This window comes from Conexibacter sp. SYSU D00693, assembly GCF_017084525.1.
GTDB lineage: Bacteria > Actinomycetota > Thermoleophilia > Solirubrobacterales > Solirubrobacteraceae > Baekduia.
In genome coordinates this window covers 2,687,019-2,705,860 of record NZ_CP070950.1, presented here as the reverse complement: position 1 = coordinate 2,705,860, position 18,842 = coordinate 2,687,019, and the positions used below count along the sequence as shown (strand labels likewise).

Here is an 18,842-nt window from a genome sequence, read left to right as displayed (position 1 = left end):
GGGCGCGCGGGTAGCCTGCGGCCCCATGCCGCTGCCCGACGCCCTGCGCGACCTGCTCACCGCGACCGGCCCCTCGGGCTACGAGACCGCCCCGTCAGCCGCGTTCCGCAAGCACGCGGAGGCCCTGGGCGCCGAGGTCACCGTCGACGCGATGGGCAACACCTTCGCGCGGCTCAAGGGCACCAAGGAGGACGCGCCCACCCTCGCGGTCGTCGGCCACGCCGACGAGATCGGCCTCGTCGTCACCCACATCGACGACGACGGCTTCCTGTGGTTCACCGGCGTCGGCGGGTGGGACCCGCAGATCCTCGTCGGCCAGCGCGTCGCGGTCACCACGCGCGACGGCGTGGTGCCGGGCGTCCTGGGGCGCAAGCCGATCCACCTCCTCGACGAGGACGAGCGCAAGCGCGTCCCCAAGCTCAAGGACCTCCACATCGACATCGGGGCGAAGGACGGCGACGAGGCGAAGGGCCGGGTGCGCATCGGCGACACCGCCGTCGTGGCCGCCGAGCCGCTCGAGCTGCCCAACGACCGGGTCGTGTCGCGCGCGATGGACAACCGGCTGGGCTGCTTCGTGGCCCTCGAGGTCGCGCGGCTCGTGCACGAGCGCGGCGGCTCGCCCGGCGACGTGCTCGCGGTCGCCGCCGTGCAGGAGGAGATCGGCTGCTTCGGCGCCGGCGCGGCCGCCTACGGCCAGGAGCCCGACGTCGCCATCGTCGTCGACGTCACCCACGAGACCGGCGCGCCGGGCATCGACGTCAAGCAGGAGGGCAAGCACGGCTTCGGCTCGGGCCCGGTCCTCGAGCGTGGCTCGATCCTCAACCCGCACGTCTTCGAGCGCCTGCACGACGCGGCCGAGGCCGAGGGCGTGACGTTCACCGTCGCCGCCTCGGGCGGGCGCACGTGGACCGACGCCGACGCCATCCACCTCGTGCGCCAGGGCATCCCGACGGGCCTCGTGGGCCTGCCGCTGCGCTACATGCACTCGCCGGTGGAGATGGTCGACCTCGGCGACGTCGCGGGCGCGGCGAAGGCCATCGCCGCGCTGGCGATGACGCTCGAGCCGGGGACCTCCTTCGCCCGCTAGCGGCCCCGGGCGCGTGCTCGCGCTCTTCGACATCGACGGGACGCTGCTCATCAAGGCGGCCGACGCGCACCGCGACGCGATCCACGCCGCCCTGCGCCGCGTGCACGGCATCGCCATCCCGCGGGTGCGCGTCGAGACCGCCGGCCGCACCGACGGCGCGATCTGCCGCCTCATCCTCGAGGCGGCCGGCGTCGAGCCCGAGGCGATCGACGCGCGGTGGCCCGAGGTGGCGCAGGCCGCCTGCGAGGAGTTCGCCGCGCGGGTGCCCGGCGACCTCTCGCACACCGTCAGCGACGGGATGCACGACGTGCTCGAGGCGCTCGCCGCGCGAGACGACGTCACGCTCGCGCTGCTCACGGGCAACCTCGAGCCGATCGCCCGGGTCAAGCTCGACCGGGCGGGCGTCGGCGGGTTCTTCGCCGACGGCCAGGGCGCCTTCGGCTCCGACCACGAGCTGCGCGAGCGGCTGCCCGAGGTGGCTCGCCGGCGGGCCGGCACCGACGACGACCCCTTCCCGCGGGCACGGACGGTCGTCATCGGCGACACGCCGCGCGACATCGCCTGTGCGCGGGCCGACGGCGTCCGCTGCGTCGCGATCGCCACGGGACCGTTCGGCGCAGATGCCCTTGATGCGGCAGACGTCGTGGTTGATGCGCCGAACGGCCTCTTGCGTGCGCTGGACGGTCTGCGGACCCGCTGATCACTCCGTTCAACGCGCACCGCTGCCGATCACCGGGGCGTGTCTCTCAACCGTCGTCTACCCCTCCGCGTGAAGCTCCTGGCCGGGTTCGGCCTCGTCCTCGCCCTGATGGTCGTCTCGCTGCTCGTCTCGATCTCCAAGAGCGACAGCCTCGGGCAGCAGGCCATCGCCATCGGCCGCGACGTCGTGCCGGCGGTCCAGGTCATCAAGGAGGTCGACAAGGACCTCACGAACCTCCGCGCCCACCAGCTCGAGCACATCGCCTCGACCACGCCGGCCCAGCGCGCCGAGATGGCCAAGGAGATGGCGGCCGACCGCCAGGAGGTGCTCGACGGCATCGCGGAGTACGAGAAGGACTTCGTCAACGGCGACGAGGACCGGCGGCTGGCCGAGGAGACGCGCGCGTCCTTCGAGGCGTACTTCACCGCCTCGATGCGGTTCGCGGCCTTCAGCGACCGCGGCGACGACACCCGCGCCAAGCAGGCGATCGTCGCCGCCCAGGACGCGTGGGACGCCATCGACGACTCGCTGGACCCGTGGCTCGAGCACAAGAACAAGCTGGCCACGCAGGCCCTCGAGCAGGCCGAGAGCGACACGTCGTCGGCCAAGACCATCGGCTTCACCCTCCTGCTCATCGCGCTGGCCGCCGGCCTCGCCGTCGCGCTGCTGCTCTCGCGCTCCATCGCCAGCGGCGTGCGCGAGATCCTCGACCGCCTCGGCTCGCTGGCCGGCCGCGACACCGTCGAGCTGCGCGACGCCCTCGACCACGTCGCCCAGGGCGACCTCACCGTCGAGTGCACCCCGACGACCACGCGCATCGAGCGCTGGTCCAACGACGAGATCGGCGACGTCGCCCAGGCCGTCAACGGCATCCGCGACAACACCGTCGCCTCCGTCGAGGCCTACAACACGACGCGCGGCGTGCTCGCCGGGATCGTCGGGCGCATCTCGTCGTCCGCCGGCTCCGTCGCCGCATCGTCGCAGCAGATGGCCTCGACCTCCGAGCAGACCGGCCAGGCCGTCGGCGAGATCGCCACCGCCGTCGGCGAGGTCGCGCTCGGCGCCCAGCGCCAGGTCGAGGGCATCGAGGAGACCCGCCGCCTCACCGAGGAGGTGGCCCGCGCCACGACGTCGTCGGCCCAGGACGCCACGGAGACCGCGCAGGCCGCCGACGACGCCCGCCGCGTCGCCGGAGAGGGCGAGACCGCCGTGGCCGAGGCGACCGAGGCGATGGCCGCGGTGCGCCAGGCCAGCGCGCAGGCGACCGAGGCCATCCGCGAGCTCGGGGCCAAGTCCGAGCAGATCGGGTCGATCGTCGACACGATCACCGGCATCTCCGAGCAGACGAACCTCCTGGCGCTCAACGCGGCGATCGAGGCCGCGCGCGCCGGCGAGCAGGGCCGCGGCTTCGCGGTCGTCGCCGAGGAGGTCCGCAAGCTGGCCGAGGAGTCCTCGAAGGCCGCGGGCACCATCGCGCAGCTCATCCAGGACATCCAGCGCGAGACCTCGCGCGCCGTGGACGTCGTCGAGGAGGGCGGCCGGCGCACGGAGGGCGGTGCGGCCACCGTCGAGCAGGCCCGCGAGTCGTTCGCCGCGATCGGCGCGTCCGTCGAGGACGTCACCGCCCGCGTGACGCGCATCGCCGCCGCCGTCGAGCAGGTCGCCGCCTCGGCCACCTCGATCTCCGAGCGCATCAGCGACGTCGCCGCGGTGGCCGAGGAGTCGTCGGCCTCGACCGAGCAGGTCAGCGCCTCGACCCAGCAGACCTCCGCCTCGGCCCAGCAGATCTCGGCCAGCGCGCAGGACCTCGCGCAGACGGCGACCGAGCTCGAGCAGCTCGTCGCGCAGTTCCGCGTCAGCGCCTAGCGCCACCCTGTAGCACGCCCATCCGCGAGGGCCGCCCCGACATCCGTCGAGGCGGCCCTCCGCAGTCCCGGGGAGGCGTCCAGGAGATGTCCGTCGGTTCGGTGATCCGGGGGTCCCGGTCCGCTTGTGGCCCACCGATGGTCGCCGCATGCTCCCGTCTCGCCTCACCCTGCGGACCAAGCTCCTCGGCGGCTTCGGCGTCGTCGTCGCCTGCCAGGTCCTCACCACCGTGCTCGCCCTCAGCGACGCCGGCGCGGCCGTCGAGCTGGCCGTCGCGGCCGTCGGCGTCGTGGCGGGGTCGGTCATCGCGGTCGCGCTCGTGCGCTCCATGAGCCGCTCGCTCGAGGACGTCCTCGACCGCCTCGGGATGCTGCGCGACAACTGCACCACGGACCTGCGCGCCGCCCTGGGCCACATGGCTGAGGGCGACCTGACGCACACCGTCACGCCGGTGACGCCGCACATCACGCGCATCACCCGCGACGAGCTCGGCGACGTCGCCCGCGCGGTCAACGAGATCCGCGACAACACCGTCGGCTCGGTCGAGGCCTACAACACGACCGTCGCCGCCCTCGCCGGCATGGTCGGGCAGATCTCCTCCACGGCGAGCAGCGTCGCCGCGTCCTCGCAGCAGATGGCGTCCACGTCGGACCAGACCGGGTCGGCCGTGGGCGAGATCGCCTCGGCCGTCGGTGAGCTCGCGCTCGGTGCCCAGCGCCAGGTCGAGGGCATCGAGCACGTGCGCGAGCTCACGGCCGAGGTCGCCAGCGCGACCACGGCGTCGGCCGGTGAGGCGGCGGCGACGGCGCAGGCCGCCGACGACGCGCGCCGGGTCGCAGGCCAGGGCGAGGCGGCGGTCACCGAGGCCACCGCCGCGATGACGGCCGTCCGCGAGGCCAGCGCCGAGGCGACCGAGGCCATCCGCCGGCTCGGCACGACGAGCACCCAGATCGGGTCGATCGTCGACACGATCACGGGCATCGCCGAGCAGACGAACCTCCTGGCGCTCAACGCCGCCATCGAGGCTGCCCGGGCCGGGGAGCAGGGCCGCGGCTTCGCCGTGGTCGCCGAGGAGGTCCGCAAGCTCGCCGAGGAGTCCTCGAGCGCGGCGCGCTCCATCTCGTCGCTCATCACCGACATCCAGCGCGAGACCGCCCGCGCCGTCGAGGTCGTCGAGGAGGGCGGCCGGCGCACCGCCGGCGGCGCCGCGACCGTCGAGGAGGCGCGCGAGGCCTTCGGCGCCATCGGCCAGTCCGTCGAGGACGTGACCGCGCGCGTCGGGCGCATCGCCGCGGCGGTCGAGCAGGTCGCCGCCTCCGCCTCGTCGATCGCCCAGGCCGTGACCGACGCGGCCGCCATCTCCGAGGAGTCCTCGGCGTCGACCGAGCAGGTCAGCGCGACCACGCAGCAGACGTCGGCCTCCGTGCAGGAGATCGCCGCCGGCGCCCAGCAGCTCGCCGCGACGGCGGGCGAGCTGGACGGCCTCGTGGCGCGCTTCCGGCTCGTGGCGGCCTAGCGCAGGGTCCAGAGGGCGTCGGTGCCCATCGAGCGCTCGTCGGCCACGCCGGCGAGCTGCTCGCGGGCCTCGTCGCGCGTGACGCCCAGGAGCACCGCGACCTCCTGGGTGGCCAGCGCCCGGCCCGCCCAGGCGAGCGCCTCCTGCGGGCTCTCGGGCGCCGGCCGGCGCTCGAGGTCCGGCGCGAGGTTGGCCAGGACGACGTCGTAGCTCTCGAAGGGCTGGAAGCCGGGGGCGGTCGTCGTCGTCCCGTCGAGGGAGACCTCGAGCGACGGGCACGTGTAGCGCAGGCCGCCCGACCACGGCGCGAGCTTGTGGCTCAGGGCGAGCGCCGAGGGCAGGGGATGGCGCGCGGCGGCCTTGTCCTCCTCGGTGGCCAGCCGGACGTCCTCGTCCTCGCGGGCCCAGCGCACGGCGGCGTCGGGGTCGACGCCCGCCGCCTCGGCGGCCGCGCGCAGCGTCGCGTCCTCGTCGAGGTGCCGGCCGCCCATCGCCTGCAGGCGCAGCTCGCGCAGGAGCGCGTCCTCGTGCTCGGCGTCGTGCAGGCGCGCGCCGACGACGGCGCGGCAGGCCGGCGCGGTGCCGGCCATGCGGTCGCGCTGCTCGGTGACGATCGGCATGCCGTGGCGCTGCGCGATCATCGCCATGCCGGGAGCCAGGACCTCCGGCGTGAGGCCCTTGTCGACGTACTCCTGCTCGTCCTCGGCGAGCACGACCATGCGCCGCTCCCAGGCCAGCTGGTCGCCGAACGTCCACTTGAGCCTGAGGCGGAAGGGCTCCGCGCTGAAGGCCCACGGGCACCCAGGGTCGGTGAACTCGACGACGCGCACGGTGGTCACCCACCGCAATGTAGGACTGCGGTCCGCTTGCCCTAGGTGGCGACGGCCTGGCGGGGCTCGCCGCCGTGCTCGTCCTGGCGCTCGCGGCTCACGCGCCTGACGTCCCAGGCCAGGCCGGTGGCCTCCATGGCGCGGATGGTGAGCGCGGAGAGGTCGACCTCCCAGGGGCGCAGCCCGTGCGCCGCGGAGGTCGGGAAGGCGTGGTGGTTGTTGTGCCACGACTCGCCCAGCGACGGCAGCGCGAGCCACAGCAGGTTGCGCGACTCGTCCTCGGTCGAGAACCGGCGCCGGCCGAAGAAGTGGCAGAGCGAGTTGATCGAGTACGTGACGTGGTGCAGGAGCAGGACGCGCACCAGGCCGCCCCAGAGCATGCCGGTGAGGCCCGTGACCAGCGACCCGCCGATCGCCCAGCCGAGGAAGAACGGCAGCACGAGCCCGCCGACGGCCCACCACAGGAAGGTGCGGTCGACCCAGCGCATGACGGGGTCGGCGAGCAGGTCGGGGGCGTAGCGGGTGTGCAGGCCGCGCTGGTCGTGGAGGAACAGCCAGCCGACGTGCGCGTGCCACAGGCCGCGCAGCGCGCCGCGCAGGCCGCCGCCGTGGCCGACGTGCGGGCTGTGCGGGTCGCCCTCCTGGTCGGAGAACGCGTGGTGCTTGCGGTGGTCGGCCACCCACGAGATGACCGGCCCCTCGATCGCGGCCGAGCCCAGGACGCCGAAGACCGCGCGGGTGCGCGGCCCCGTCGCGAACGCGCGGTGGGTGAACAGCCGGTGGAAGCCGACCGTGATGCCCAAGCCCGTCGGGATGTAGAGGAGCGCGAGCACGAGGAGGTCGCTCCAGTGCAGGCCCCAGCCCCACATCTGCCAGCCCACGAGGCCTAGGCCGATGATGGGGACGACCGTGACCCCGCCGGTGATGATCCGGTCGCGGGTCTCGTGCTCGACCGGCTGGCAGTCGTCGCGCATGCGGGCGGGAGCGTACCCGCGCCCGCTTCTCGTGACCCTAAGCGCGCGTGAGCTTCTTGTAGGTGATGCGGTGCGGGCGGTCGGCCTCATCGCCCAGCCGCTCGCGCCTCCAGGCCTCGTAGGCCTGGAAGTTCCCTTCGAACCAGACGGCCTGCGAGTTGCCTTCGAACGCCAGGACGTGGGTCGCGATGCGGTCCAGGAACCAGCGGTCGTGGGAGATCACCACGGCGCAGCCCGAGTAGGTCAGCAGCGCCTCCTCGAGCGCGCGCAGCGTCTCGACGTCGAGGTCGTTGGTCGGCTCGTCGAGCAGCAGGAGGTTGCCGCCGCGGCGCAGCGTGCGCGCGAGGTGGACGCGGTTGCGCTCGCCGCCGGAGAGCTTGGCGACCTTCTTCTGCTGGTCGGTCTTCTTGAAGTTGAAGCCCGAGACGTAGGCGCGCGAGTTCATCCACTGGTCGCCGACCTGGATCTGCTCGTAGCCCTCCGCGATCGCCTCCCAGACCGTGTGCTCCGGGTCGAGGTCGTCGCGCGACTGGTCGACGTAGGACATCTGCACGGTCTCGCCGACCTTGAGCGTGCCCGCGTCGGGCTGCTCCTGGCCGGTGATCATCCGGAAGAGCGTCGTCTTGCCGGCGCCGTTGGGGCCGATGACCCCGACGATGCCGCCGCGCGGCAGCGAGAAGGAGAGGTCCTCGATGAGCAGGCGGTCGCCGAAGCCCTTGCGGATGCCCTCGGCCTCGACCACCACGCCGCCGAGGTGCGTCGCGTTCGGGATGTGGATCTGGACGTCGTCCAGGCGGACCTGCTTCTCCTGGTTGACGAGGTCCTCGTAGTTGCGCAGGCGCGCCTTCTGCTTGGCCTGGCGGCCCTTGGGGTTCTGGCGCACCCAGTCGAGCTCGGCGGCGATGACCTTCTCGCGGGCGACGTCGGCGCGCTCCTGCTGGCGCAGGCGCTCCTGCTTCTGCACGAGCCAGTTGGAGTAGTTGCCCTCGTAGGGGATGCCGCGGCCACGGTCGAGCTCGAGGATCCACGTCGCGACGTTGTCCAGGAAGTAGCGGTCGTGGGTCACCGCGACGACGGTCGAGCGCGACTCGGCGAGGTGGCGCTCCAGCCACGAGACGGACTCGGCGTCGAGGTGGTTGGTGGGCTCGTCGAGCAGCAGGAGGTCGGGCTGGCTGAGCAGCAGGCGCGCCAGCGCGACGCGGCGGCGCTCGCCACCGGAGAGCTTGGCGACGTCGGCGTCGCCGGGCGGGCAGCGCAGCGCGTCCATCGCGTAGTCGATCGTCGTGTCGAGGTTCCAGCCGTCGACCGCGTCGATCTTCGACTGCAGCTCGGCGAACTCGTCGGCCGTCTCGTCGGAGTAGTTCGCGGCCAGCTCGTTGAAGCGGTCCAGCAGCGCCTTGGTCTCGGCGACGCCGTCCATGACGTTGCCGCGCACGTCCTTGGACTCGTCGAGCTGGGGCTCCTGCTCGAGCAGGCCGACGGTGGCGCCGGGGGCGAGGTTCGCCTCGCCGTCGAACTCCGTGTCGAGCCCCGCCATGATGCGCAGCAGCGTCGACTTGCCGGCGCCGTTGTAGCCCAGGACGCCGATCTTGGCGCCCGGCAGGAAGGACAGCGTGACGTCGCGCAGCACCGTCTTGTCCGGCGGGTGCGTCTTGGTCAGCCGGTGCATCTGGAAGACGTACTGGTGCGCCATGTCGACCCCCCAGGCTAGTGCGTAGGGTGCGCGGGGTGCCCGCCGCCGCCATCACCTTGGAGGGCGTCGTCAAGGCCTTCGGCGCGGTGCGCGCCGTCGACGGCCTGGACCTCGAGGTCCCCGAGGGCACGTGCGTCGGCCTGCTCGGGCCCAACGGCGCCGGCAAGTCGACCACGATGCGCCTGCTCACGGCGCAGGCGCTGGCCGACGAGGGCCGCATCGAGGTGCTCGGGCGCACGCTGCCGGAGGGCTCGAAGGACGCCCGCGCGGAGATGGGCGTCGTCCCGCAGCTCGACAACCTCGACACGACGCTCACCGTCGAGCAGAACCTCGTCGTCTTCGCCCACCTCTACCGCGTCGGTCGCGCCGACCGTCCCGCCGCGGTCGAGCGGGCGCTCGAGATCGCCAACCTCGTCGGCCGGCGCGACGCGCGCGTGGACGAGCTCAGCGGCGGCATGCGGCGGCGGCTGCTCATCGCGCGGGCGCTCGTGCACCGCCCGCGGCTCGTCCTGCTCGACGAGCCGACGGTCGGGCTGGACCCGCAGGTGCGCCAGGAGCTGTGGGCGCTCATCGACCGGCTGCGCAGCGAGGGCACGTCGATCCTGATGAGCACGCACTACATCGAGGAGGCCGCGCGCCTCGCCGACACCGTCGTGATCATGGCCGCGGGCCGCGCCGTGGCGCGCGGACGGCCGGCCGACCTCGTCGTCGAGCACGCGGGCCGCGAGGCGGTGGAGGTCTACGGGCCGCCCGCGCGGCTCGCCGAGGCCGAGGCCTCCGCCCGGGCGGCGGGCTTCGCGACGCGGCGGACGGGGACGAGCGTCTCGGTCCTGCGGGTGGAGGACGCCGACGGCCGCGCGCCGGAGGGCGAGCGCCGTCCCACGAACCTCGAGGACGTCTTCGTGCTGCTGACGGGGGAGGAGGTCGAGTGAGGGGCCGGCTCCAGCGCGCCGCGCTCACGGGCGTGCTCGTGCGCGAGGTCATGAACTTCTCGTCCTACTGGCGGGCGACGACGTTCTCGTCGACAGTCGAGCCCACCGTCTACCTGCTCGCGTTCGGCTTCGGCTTCGGCTCGCTGGTCAGCGAGGTCGGCGGCTACGACTACGTCGAGTTCGTCGGGACGGGCACGGTCGCCACGGCGGTGCTGTTCTCGAGCGCGTTCCCCGCGATGTTCGGGACGTTCGTCAAGCGCGAGTTCCAGCGCACCTACGACGCGATCCTCGCCGCGCCCGTCGACGCCGAGGAGCTCGTGACCGCCGAGGCGGTGTGGATCGCCGCGCGGGCCGGCACCTACGGCTGCGTGCCGATGCTCGTGGCGGTCGTCTTCGGCCTGGACCCGTCCTTCGGGATGCTCGTCGTCCCGTTCGTGGCGGCGGTCGCCGGCTTCGGCTGGGCGTGCTTCGGCATCCTCGTCGCGGCGCTGGCCAAGGCGATCGAGAACTTCAACTACGTCGTGAGCGCGGTGCTCACGCCGCTGTTCCTCGTCGCGGGCACGTTCTTCCCGATCGACGAGCTGCCGGAGTGGGCGCGGGTGCTGGCCAACGTCAACCCGCTGCACCACTGCGTCGAGCTCGTGCGCCACTGCGTCTTCGGCTTCGAGGGCTGGGAGGACCTGGCCCACGCCGGCGTCCTGCTCCTCTTCGCCTTCGGCGTGTGGCGGCTGGCGGTGGTGAAGACCGAGCAGCGGCTGGTGGTCTAGCCGCTGCGGTGGCGCGCCCGCGCGACCGTGACCCTGTCATCTCCGGCGTGGGACGCCGAGGATGACAGGGTCACGACGCTCGACCTCCACGACCGCTCGCGGAGCCCGCGGGCGCGGGTGGTTCCCTCCCTCGGTACCCGACGGCGACCGCGCCGTCCTTCCCGCCGCGCGGGGGCGAAGCTCTGTGCGCGGCGTCGGTGGAGGGGCGAGGCCATCGCCGGTTCGCACCGGGGGAGAGGGACCGATCCACGTTCGCGTGAGCGCGCAAGGCGTGGGGGCGCGCGGGGCGTTCGGGGCCATCCGTTGGCGGATCCTCCGCCTGGGGAGCGGAGAATCCGCCACTCGATGCTTCCCGCGCCCCCCGCGACCGTGACCCTGTCATCTCCGGCGTGGGACGCCGAGGATGACAGGGTCACGACGCTCGAACCCCCACGACCGCCCGCGGAGCACGCGGGCGCGGGTGGTTCCCTCCCTCGCTGCCGAGCAGCGAGCGCGGCGTCCTTCCCGCCGCGCTGCGGCGGAGGTCCCACACCGACGACCACCCCGCGCCCCCGAGAACCCCGGACGTTGCGGGGAGCTCGCCCTTGGCGTCCGCGCCCGGCGCTAGCTTGCGCCGTCCCGTGGTCCCCGTCCTCGCCGCCGACCGCCGTCCCGTCGCCCAGCACCATCCGCTGGGGGCGTCGACGGGCTGGCTGGACGCGCCCCGCGGGGCGTGGGACCGGCTCGCCGACCAGGCGCTGGACACGTCGGTCTTCGCGGTCGAGCTCGCCGCGCTGGCCGAGCCCGAGCTGCCGGGCCTGCTGGCGTGGCTGCGCGCCGCGCCGGCGCTGCCGTTCCGCTACCTGTCGGTCCACGCGCCGAGCAAGGAGCGCACGCTGGACGACGCCCGGCTCGTCGACGCGCTGCTCGAGCTGCTGCCCCGCGTCGACGCGATCGTCGTGCACCCCGACACGATCCAGGAGGTCGTGCCGTGGAGGGCGCTGGGCGGGACGCTCGTGCTCGAGAACATGGACGCGCGCAAGGGCGACGGGCGCACGGCCGACGAGCTGGCGCCGTACTTCGCCGCGCTGCCCGCGGCGGGGCTGTGCCTCGACGTCGCGCACGTCGCGTCGATCGACCCCTCCATGCGGGAGGGCGACCGCATCCTCGACCGCTTCGGCGCCCGGCTGCGCCACCTGCACGTCTCGTCGCTGGACGACGACTGCCACCACCAGGCCCTCACCGCCGACGACGAGCGGCGCTTCACGCCGCTGCTCGCGCGCAGCCGCGACGTGCCGTGGATCCTCGAGGCGCCGCTCCTCTAGGAGCGAGCGACCCGGCCGGCGGGCTCGACCGCCTGGCCGAGCGCAGCGCCGACGGCTTCCCCGCGCTCACCGCCGCCCGCGCCCGCACCGCCGACGGCCTGGCCGACCGCCGTCGCGCGCTCGGCGCCGTCGACCTCCCGGACGACCTGGCGGTCGTCCTCTTCGGCTCGTGGGGCCGCCATGAGGTCACGGCCGGCTCGGACGACGACTGGGCGCTGCTGCGCGGCGGCGAGCCCGACGAGGCCGACCGCCCCGCCCACGGGACGCAGGCGCTGCCCGGCCTGACGCCGCCGCCGCTGGCCGCCGTCGGCGCGGTGCTCGGCGGGCCGGGGCGCGACCCGGGCCAGCAGGGGACGTTCGCGTCGACGATCGGCGTCGACGCGCTGGTCGAGCGCATCGGGCTGGACGCCGACGACAACCGCAACCTCACCCGGCGGATGCTGCTCGTCCTCGAGTCGGTCGCCGTGGTGGGCGAGGGGGTCCACGCCGCCGCGCGGGCCCAGGTCGTCGACGCCTACCTCGCCGACGCGAGCGCGTCGTTCCGCCCGCCGCGCTTCTTCCTCAACGACCTCATCCGCTACTGGCGGACGATCTGCGTGGACTTCGTCGGCAAGCTGCGCGGCCCGGGCGACGCGAAGTGGGGCCTGCGCAACGCGAAGCTGCGCACGTCGCGCAAGGTGCTCTTCGCGGGGGGCCTGCTGCCGCTGCTGGCCTGCCACCGCCTGCCGCGCGAGCGCCACCGCGACCACCTGCTCGCCCAGCTCGCCGCCCCGCCCACCGACCGCATCGCCCAGGCCTTCCTCGACCACGGCGCCGCCGACGCGGGCGTCCGCGCGCTGGCCGCGTACGACCGCTGGGTTGCGCTGCTGGGCGACGACGACGCCCGCCAGGAGCTCGCGCAGCTGCGGGAGGCCGACGCGCGCACGTCGCCCGCCTTCCGCGACGCGCGCCGCCACGCCGCCGAGCTGCAGGGCGGGCTGCTCGCGCTGCTGTTCGAGACGCCGCTGCGCGACGTCGTGCGCGAGTACGGGATCTTCTGAGCCACCACGGGCCCTCGGTACCCTGGGGCCTCCGTGGCCCCCGGGATCCTGGACATCGAGCAGGCCCTGCTGCTCCTCGAGCTCGAGCCCCCGTTCGAGCAGCGTGACGTCCAGCTGGCCCGCCGGCGCCAGGCCAAGCGCTGGCACCCGGACCTCGCCCCGCCCGGCAAGCAGCTCGAGCACGAGCGCCACCTCAAGGCGATCAACGAGGCGGCCGACCAGCTCGAACGGCTCGCCGAGGGCTCGCGCGGCGGCAAGGTCAGCCGCAACGCGGTCAAGGTCAGCGCCGCCGCGGCCCGCGCCGCGCGCGCCGAGGCAGGTCGCAAGGCCTACGAGGAGGAGCAGCGCCGGCGTGCCGAGGCGGCCGACCGCCAGGCCAACGACCCGTTCGGCTCGCGCGTGCCCGACCACTCGGTCGTCCACCGCTACGCGCGCTGCCTGAGCTACCCCGAGTGGGGCGTCGGCTCGGTCACCGGCATCTACTTCACCGGGGACGACCTCAACACCCAGCAGTGGGCGCGCGTGAAGTTCCAGCTCGGCGTGCGCACCGTGCCCGCCGGCTCGCTGCAGTTCGTCGACTTCTCCAAGCCCGACCCCGGCGCCGACCGCGTCCAGCGCTTCGTCACCGCCGCGCAGCACGCGATGGCCGAGGGCGACTTCGCGCTGGCCGCCCAGCGCCTCATCTACGCGCGCGACGCCGAGCCGCGCAACGCCGCCGTGCTGCGGCTCATGACGCTCGCCTTCTGGAACGCCGGCAACCTCGACGCGGCCGCGCGCTCCGTGCGCGACTGGGCGCGCGTCGAGACCGACCGCGCTACGCCGCACCGCTTCGCCAGCCGCATCTACGAGGACATGCGCGCGCTCGAGCTCGCGGCCGAGGCGGCCGACCGCGCCGCCGCCCTCGCGCCCGCCGACGCGGCGACGTTCGAGCGCGTCGGCCGGCTGCGCCTGCGCCTGCACGACCGCGCCGCCGCCCTGCGCGCGCTCGAGCAGGCTCGGCGGCTCGGGCCGACGGCGGAGGGGCTGCTCGACCTCGCGCTCGCCTACCAGCTCGTCGGCGACCTCGGGGCGGAGGTCACGGCCGCCGAGCAGGCGACGCTCCTGGACCCCGAGCACCCCGGCGCCTGGTCGCGCTACGCCCACGCGCTGGCGCGCACCGACCGCGTGACCGACGCCATCGCCGCCTCCGAGCGCGCCATCGCGCTGGCGCCCGACGACGAGGTCGCCGACCTCCTCGAGCGCCTTCGCGCGCTGGCTCCGCGCGAGCTCGGGACCGCCGGCGCGCCGGCCGCTGCCTGACATCGGACATCCGTCCAGCGCGCTCAGCCGTCCGCCCACCGCCCCGGGCGGTCAAGCCGGCGAGCGGATTGCCGATCCTGAGAAGCGATGCTGCGCAAGCTCCTGCTCCCCCTGCTCCCGATCGCGGCCCTCGCGCTCGCCGGGACGCCCGCCCAGGCCGCCGCGCCGGGCATCAACATCGCCGGCGCCCCGGGCCCGGCGGAGCTCGACGTCGCGAAGGCGACGGGGGCCAAGACCATCCGCCTCTTCGTCCACTGGTCCGGCGCCGAGCCGACCAAGGGCGACGTGCAGGCCAAGGGCTGGGCCGACATCGCCGCCGGCGCCGGCCAGCGGGGGCTGAAGGTCGTCTACGTCATCGTCGGCACGCCGGCCTGGGCCAACGGCGGCCAGGGCGAGAACGTCCCGCCGACCGACCCGCAGGACATGGCGAACTTCGTCGAGCAGTTCGCGGCCGCCCCGGGCAACCGCGGCAACGTCGCGGGCTACGAGATCTGGAACGAGCAGGACGAGGACCAGTTCTGGTCCGGCGACCCCGCCTCCCGCCCGGCCAAGTACGCGTCGATCGTCAACGTCGTCGGCCCGGCCATCCGCCGCGGCGACCCCGAGGCCAAGGCCATCCTCGGCCCGACCACCGGCAACAACTACGGGTTCCTGCAGTCGCTCTACGACAGCGGCCTGGACAAGGGCGCCTACGACGCGATCGCGGTCCACACGGACACCGCCTGCCTCGACCGCGGGCCGTACGACTTCTACAAGGACGCCGGGCGCATCGCGCGCTTCACGTTCCTCGGCTACCGCGAGGTCCGCGCCACGGCGCTGGCCAACGGCGACGACAAGCCGATCTGGATGACCGAGCTCGGCTGGACCACGACCGGCGACGCCAAGTGCGAGCGCGGCATGTGGGCCGGCAAGAAGCCTTCGGGCGTCTCGACCGCCGACCAGGCGACGTTCCTCAAGCAGGCCTACAACTGCCTGCAGGAGGACCAGTACGTGACGGTCGCCCAGTGGTTCACGCTGCGCGACAACCCGAGCGCCCCGATCGAGGAGCTCAAGCACTACGGCCTCTACGGCGCCAACGGCCAGGCCAAGCCGTCGCTGGCCGCCTTCCGCCAGGTCGCGGGTGACGCCGACTTCGACGTCCTCGACGAGGCGTGCGGCGACTTCAGCGGCCCGGCCGTGAAGATCGCGGCGCCGACCAACGGCCAGAAGTTCCACAGCACGCTGTACATCCGCGCCTCGGCGACGGGTGGCGTCGCGCGCCTGAGCTTCTACGCCGACGGCACGAAGATCCGCAACTTCACCGGCACCGCCTCGCAGGACGGCAAGCCCGTCGAGCTGCTGTGGCAGGGCGCCAAGAAGCTCGCCAACGGCCCGCACACGATCACGGTCGAGGGCATCGACGCCGCCGGCAACTCGGTGAAGAGCTCGGTGCAGGTCGTCAAGGCCCCGAAGAACCAGATCGCCTCGACGATCGCCTCGCAGCTGACCGTCGGCAAGAAGGTCTCCTGCAAGGGCCGCACGTGCACGGTCTCGGGCCGCGCCACCTCGGCGCTCCAGCCGGTGCTCGACGGCAAGGTCCAGCTCCTCTGGCAGCTCAAGCAGAAGGGGGGGTGGAAGACGCTGCACAAGGCCACGAAGGCCGCGAGCAAGTCGTTCAACGTCCGCCAGAAGGTGCGCAAGGCCGGCCGCTGGCGCGTGTCGATCCGCTACCTGGGCGACGCCCCGTTCAAGGCGTCCAAGACGGTCGTCAAGCAGTTCCGCGTCCGCTAGCCCGGACCGGACACGCGAGTAGCCTCGAGGGCCGTGCCACGCACGGCCCTCGTCGTTGGTGCAGGCGTCTTCGGCGCCTCCCTGGCCGACCGCCTCGCCCGCTCGGGCTGGGCGGTCGAGCTCGTGGAGCGCCTGGTCCCGGGCACGCCGCGCTCGGGGTCGGGCGACGACACGCGGCTCATCCGCTTCAGCCACGGCGACGACGTCTGGCACACGCGCTCGGCGCGGCGCGCGCTCCAGCTCTGGCGCGAGCTCGACCCGACGCTGCTCGACCAGCGCGGCGTGACGTGGTTCGCGCGGCGCGCCGACGGCTGGGAGGCCGAGAGCGAGCGGGTGCTGCGGGCGGAGGGCATCGCCTGCGAGCGGGTCGACCCCGGCGCCCGGTTCCCGGGCGTGCGTGACGACGACCTCGCCTTCGCGCTGCACGAGCCGGAGGCCGGCGTGCTCTTCGCGCGGCGGGCGACGCGGGCGCTCGCGGCGCGCGCGGTGCAGGCGGGCGCGCGGCTGCGCACCGGCGTGACGGCGCGGCCCGACGGCGAGCGCGCGGTGCTCAGCGACGGCACGGTCGTCGAGGCCGACGTCGTGATCTGGGCGTGCGGCGCGTGGTTGCCCGCGCTCTTCCCGGGCGTCGTCGACCTCCGCCTCACCCAGCAGGACGTCTTCTTCTTCGCGACGCCCGGCGGCGCCTGGTCGTCGGCCCCGGGGTGGGTGGACTACGACGGCGCGGTCTACGGCCACGGCGACGCCGACGGCCAGGGGCTGAAGGTCGCGCCCGACGAGGAGGGCCCGCCGGCCGACCCCGACGCGGCCGACCGCCGCGTCCTCGACACGTCGCTGGCCCGCGCCCGCGCCCAGCTGGCCCACCGCTTCCCGGTCCTGGCCGGCGCGCCGCTGGCCGCCGCCCGCGCCTGCCACTACGAGCTGACGGCCGACACGCGCTTCGTCCTCGCGCCCCATCCCGAGCACGGCGGCCGCGTCTGGCTGGCCGGGGGCGGCTCGGGCCACGGCTTCAAGCACGGCCCCGCGCTGGCCGAGCGCCTCGAGCGGTGGGTCGGCGGCGACGAGCCGCCCGACCCGCAGTTCGGGCTCGGGCCGCGGGCGGTCGACGTCACGCTGCGCACCGCGTCCGTCACGATGGACCCGTGAACGGGCGCGTCGCGACGCTCATCGACCGCACGTGGCCGTGGCTGCCCGTGGGCCTCGTCGTGCTCGCGGCGATCGTCCTCGTCGGCTCCTACGCCAACGCGAAGGGCCCCACGGCCGTCGAGCAGGCCCAGGACGTCGCCGAGGACTTCGGCGCCGCGGCCGCGGCGTCCGACGGCGAGGCGCTGTGCGACGCGATGACGCCCGCCTTCCGCAAGCGGCTCGTCGGCGGCATCACGAAGCTGCCCTGCTCCGAGGTGGCGCGCAACTTCGGCGTCGGCGTCCCGGGCGCGCAGCTGCGCGACGCGCCGCGCCAGCTGCCGAAGGTGGCCGGGCAGGTCGCCGTCGTCGACCAGCCGACGATCGGCGTCCGGCTCGTCCTGCTCAGGCGGGAGGGGACGTGGCGGGTGGAGCGGCTGGTCCGCCGGCCGGCGGCGCCTGCGGCCTGAGGTAGCCGATGGCCTCGCGCAGCAGCCGGCGCTCGCTGAGCACGGTGACGGCGACCGTCACCACGCCGTAGAGCACGAGCTCGAGCGTCGCCTCGAGCGCGGTCCGCTCGCCGGTCTCCAGCGCGCGGGCGGCGAGGACGAGCACGACGCCGGGGACCGCGGGCCACAGCGCCCGCAGCGCGTGGCGGCCCAGGCGGAAGTCGGTGAACAGGCGGCGCAGGAACAGCCAGCGCACGAGCAGGCTGACGGCGACGACGGCGACCGTCCCGATCGCCACGCCGCGCAGGCCGTAGGCGAGGATCAGCGGCAGCTCGATCGCGAGGAACGCCGCGGCGGCGGAGACGGAGTGCACGGCGATCGGCTTGGTGTCCGCGCGCGCCATGAAGTACGCGGTCCAGTTGAAGCCGAGGTGGCCGATGGCGGCGGCGACGCCGAAGGCCTGCAGCGGCTCGACGGCGTCGCCCCAGTCGTCGCCCAGGCCGAAGCTCTGGAGGTCGGGGGCGAAGAGCGCGAGGCCGAAGCCGAAGGGCAGGGCCCACATGAGCGCAAGCCGGTTGGACTTCACGAAGCTCTCGAAGAGCAGCTCCGTGCGATCGGCGACCGCGCAGATGGCGGGGTACAGCGTGTCGGTCAGGACGTCGTCGACGCGGTTGGTGAAGAACGAGACCGACGAGGCCAGCGTGATGGCGCCGGCGGCGGCGAGGCCCGCGGCGGCCTGCCCGGCGAGGATGGAGCCCTGGGCGACGACGATCCCGCCCACGCTCGACACGAGCAGCGGGCCGCTGAAGGAGATGTAGGACCGCGCGCGGGCGGCGTCGTAGCGCCAGCGCAGGGGGTAGGGGCAGGTCCAGAGCGCGGCGATCGCCGTGACGTATGCGCCGGCCAGCGCGGCGCCGACGAACGACCAGTAGCCCGCGCCGGCGGCGGCCATCCCGACGCCGACCGCGAGGCCGACGATCGGGTCCAGCGCCATGAGCGCGCGCTGCCGGGCGAAGTCCATCTTGCGGTACAGGACCCACAGCGGCGCCTGGAGCGTCATCGCGGGCAGCAGCGCGACGAGCGCGAGACCCGGGGCGATGATCTTCGACTCGTCGTAGAGGATCGCCATGACCGGGACGGCGGCGACGACGAGCAGGCCGAGCGCGGTGTTCAGGATCGCCTCGAGCGTGAAGGCGCGCTGGAACTCGAGCTCCTGGTCGGCCTCGTCCTGCTGGACGAAGCGGTCGCTGATGCCGACCGCCTTGAGCCACGTCAGGGTGCCGAGCGAGACGAGCAGGATGCCCCAGACGCCGTAGTCCTCCGGCGTCAGCAGGGCGGCCAGGAGGAAGCCCCGCAGCAGGCCCAGGAGGCCGACCGCGACGGCGAAGGCGCTGTTGATCAGCGTGCCCCGCGCCGCGAGCGCTCGGAGGGAGCGCCCCCGCAGGTCGAAGCGCGACGCGCTCATCTCCCACCAGAGCCTAGGCTTCCGCGCT

General features: G+C 74.2%; 16 protein-coding genes. 12 read left to right on the top strand and 4 right to left on the bottom strand.

Annotated features, from left to right (window positions below; genetic code table 11):
• Positions 1–25: 25 nt before the first annotated feature.
• The 4 genes from JUB12_RS13415 to JUB12_RS13400 all read left to right on the top strand — a co-directional run bounded on the left by JUB12_RS13415 (position 26) and on the right by JUB12_RS13400 (position 5,169).
• Entirely contained in the window at positions 26–1,087 is a 1,062-nt protein-coding gene (locus JUB12_RS13415; protein ID WP_205695930.1) for a M42 family metallopeptidase, read from the top strand.
• A 13-nt stretch (positions 1,088–1,100) separates the two neighbouring features.
• Positions 1,101–1,787 (top strand): haloacid dehalogenase-like hydrolase, encoded by a 687-nt coding sequence (locus tag JUB12_RS13410; protein ID WP_205695929.1) that lies wholly within the window; start codon positions 1,101–1,103, stop codon positions 1,785–1,787.
• Positions 1,788–1,856: 69 nt separating this feature from the next.
• The gene (locus JUB12_RS13405) at positions 1,857–3,653 is read left to right on the top strand and encodes a methyl-accepting chemotaxis protein (RefSeq protein WP_205695928.1); all 1,797 of its coding nucleotides are present in this window, start codon (positions 1,857–1,859) and stop codon (positions 3,651–3,653) included.
• A gap of 148 nt (positions 3,654–3,801) precedes the next feature.
• Positions 3,802–5,169: a methyl-accepting chemotaxis protein gene (locus JUB12_RS13400; protein WP_205695927.1), complete on the top strand. Its 1,368-nt coding sequence runs from the start codon at positions 3,802–3,804 to the stop codon at positions 5,167–5,169.
• On the opposite strand, the gene JUB12_RS13395 is transcribed toward JUB12_RS13400, so the two are convergent.
• The 3 genes from JUB12_RS13395 to ettA are packed head-to-tail and all read right to left on the bottom strand — an operon-like array spanning position 5,166 to position 8,666.
• Entirely contained in the window at positions 5,166–6,008 is an 843-nt protein-coding gene (locus tag JUB12_RS13395) for a hypothetical protein (protein WP_205695926.1), read from the bottom strand. The genes JUB12_RS13400 and JUB12_RS13395 overlap by 4 nt on opposite strands.
• A 32-nt stretch (positions 6,009–6,040) precedes the next feature.
• A complete protein-coding gene (locus JUB12_RS13390) occupies positions 6,041–6,973 on the bottom strand; it encodes a fatty acid desaturase (RefSeq protein WP_205695925.1) in 933 nt (310 codons plus the stop codon).
• Between the two features lie 37 nt (positions 6,974–7,010).
• Entirely contained in the window at positions 7,011–8,666 is a 1,656-nt protein-coding gene (ettA, locus tag JUB12_RS13385; RefSeq protein ID WP_205695924.1) for an energy-dependent translational throttle protein EttA, read from the bottom strand.
• A 35-nt stretch (positions 8,667–8,701) separates the two neighbouring features.
• Here ettA and JUB12_RS13380 point away from each other — a divergent pair, with 35 nt between their 5' ends.
• From JUB12_RS13380 to JUB12_RS13345, 8 genes are all read left to right on the top strand, one after another.
• The gene (locus JUB12_RS13380) at positions 8,702–9,598 is read left to right on the top strand and encodes an ABC transporter ATP-binding protein (protein WP_205695923.1); all 897 of its coding nucleotides are present in this window, start codon (positions 8,702–8,704) and stop codon (positions 9,596–9,598) included.
• The gene (locus JUB12_RS13375; protein ID WP_241004260.1) at positions 9,595–10,365 is read left to right on the top strand and encodes an ABC transporter permease; all 771 of its coding nucleotides are present in this window, start codon (positions 9,595–9,597) and stop codon (positions 10,363–10,365) included. Before JUB12_RS13380 ends, JUB12_RS13375 begins: the two co-directional genes overlap by 4 nt.
• Before the next feature lie 620 nt (positions 10,366–10,985).
• Positions 10,986–11,669 carry a TIM barrel protein gene (locus tag JUB12_RS13370; protein WP_205695922.1) on the top strand — a complete coding sequence of 228 codons (684 nt, stop codon included), beginning with the start codon at positions 10,986–10,988 and terminating at the stop codon, positions 11,667–11,669.
• A complete protein-coding gene (locus tag JUB12_RS13365) occupies positions 11,642–12,709 on the top strand; it encodes a hypothetical protein (RefSeq protein WP_205695921.1) in 1,068 nt (355 codons plus the stop codon). Before JUB12_RS13370 ends, JUB12_RS13365 begins: the two co-directional genes overlap by 28 nt.
• A gap of 33 nt (positions 12,710–12,742) precedes the next feature.
• Positions 12,743–14,008 carry a hypothetical protein gene (locus tag JUB12_RS13360; protein WP_205695920.1) on the top strand — a complete coding sequence of 422 codons (1,266 nt, stop codon included), beginning with the start codon at positions 12,743–12,745 and terminating at the stop codon, positions 14,006–14,008.
• A gap of 87 nt (positions 14,009–14,095) precedes the next feature.
• Entirely contained in the window at positions 14,096–15,778 is a 1,683-nt protein-coding gene (locus JUB12_RS13355; protein WP_205695919.1) for an Ig-like domain-containing protein, read from the top strand.
• 33 nt (positions 15,779–15,811) lie between these two features.
• Positions 15,812–16,924, top strand: a complete 1,113-nt coding sequence (locus tag JUB12_RS13350; RefSeq protein WP_205695918.1) for an FAD-binding oxidoreductase — start codon at positions 15,812–15,814, stop codon at positions 16,922–16,924.
• Positions 16,921–17,370 carry a hypothetical protein gene (locus tag JUB12_RS13345; protein WP_205695917.1) on the top strand — a complete coding sequence of 150 codons (450 nt, stop codon included), beginning with the start codon at positions 16,921–16,923 and terminating at the stop codon, positions 17,368–17,370. Before JUB12_RS13350 ends, JUB12_RS13345 begins: the two co-directional genes overlap by 4 nt.
• On the opposite strand, the gene JUB12_RS13340 is transcribed toward JUB12_RS13345, so the two are convergent.
• On the bottom strand, positions 17,306–18,814 hold the full coding sequence (locus tag JUB12_RS13340; protein WP_205695916.1) for an oligosaccharide flippase family protein: 1,509 nt from the start codon (positions 18,812–18,814) through the stop codon (positions 17,306–17,308). The two genes, JUB12_RS13345 and JUB12_RS13340, sit on opposite strands and share 65 nt — an antisense overlap.
• Positions 18,815–18,842: the final 28 nt, after the last annotated feature.

Bases quoted from the DNA above. Each gene is read 5' to 3' on its own strand.
- JUB12_RS13415 (WP_205695930.1), top strand. From the start codon at position 26: ATGCCGCTGCCCGACGCCCTGCGCGACCTGCTCACCGCGACCGGCCCC.
- JUB12_RS13400 (WP_205695927.1), top strand. From the start codon at position 3,802: ATGCTCCCGTCTCGCCTCACCCTGCGGACCAAGCTCCTCGGCGGCTTC.
- JUB12_RS13390 (WP_205695925.1), bottom strand. From the start codon at position 6,973: ATGCGCGACGACTGCCAGCCGGTCGAGCACGAGACCCGCGACCGGATC.
- ettA (WP_205695924.1), bottom strand. From the start codon at position 8,666: ATGGCGCACCAGTACGTCTTCCAGATGCACCGGCTGACCAAGACGCAC.
- JUB12_RS13355 (WP_205695919.1), top strand. From the start codon at position 14,096: ATGCTGCGCAAGCTCCTGCTCCCCCTGCTCCCGATCGCGGCCCTCGCG.
- JUB12_RS13340 (WP_205695916.1), bottom strand. From the start codon at position 18,814: ATGAGCGCGTCGCGCTTCGACCTGCGGGGGCGCTCCCTCCGAGCGCTC.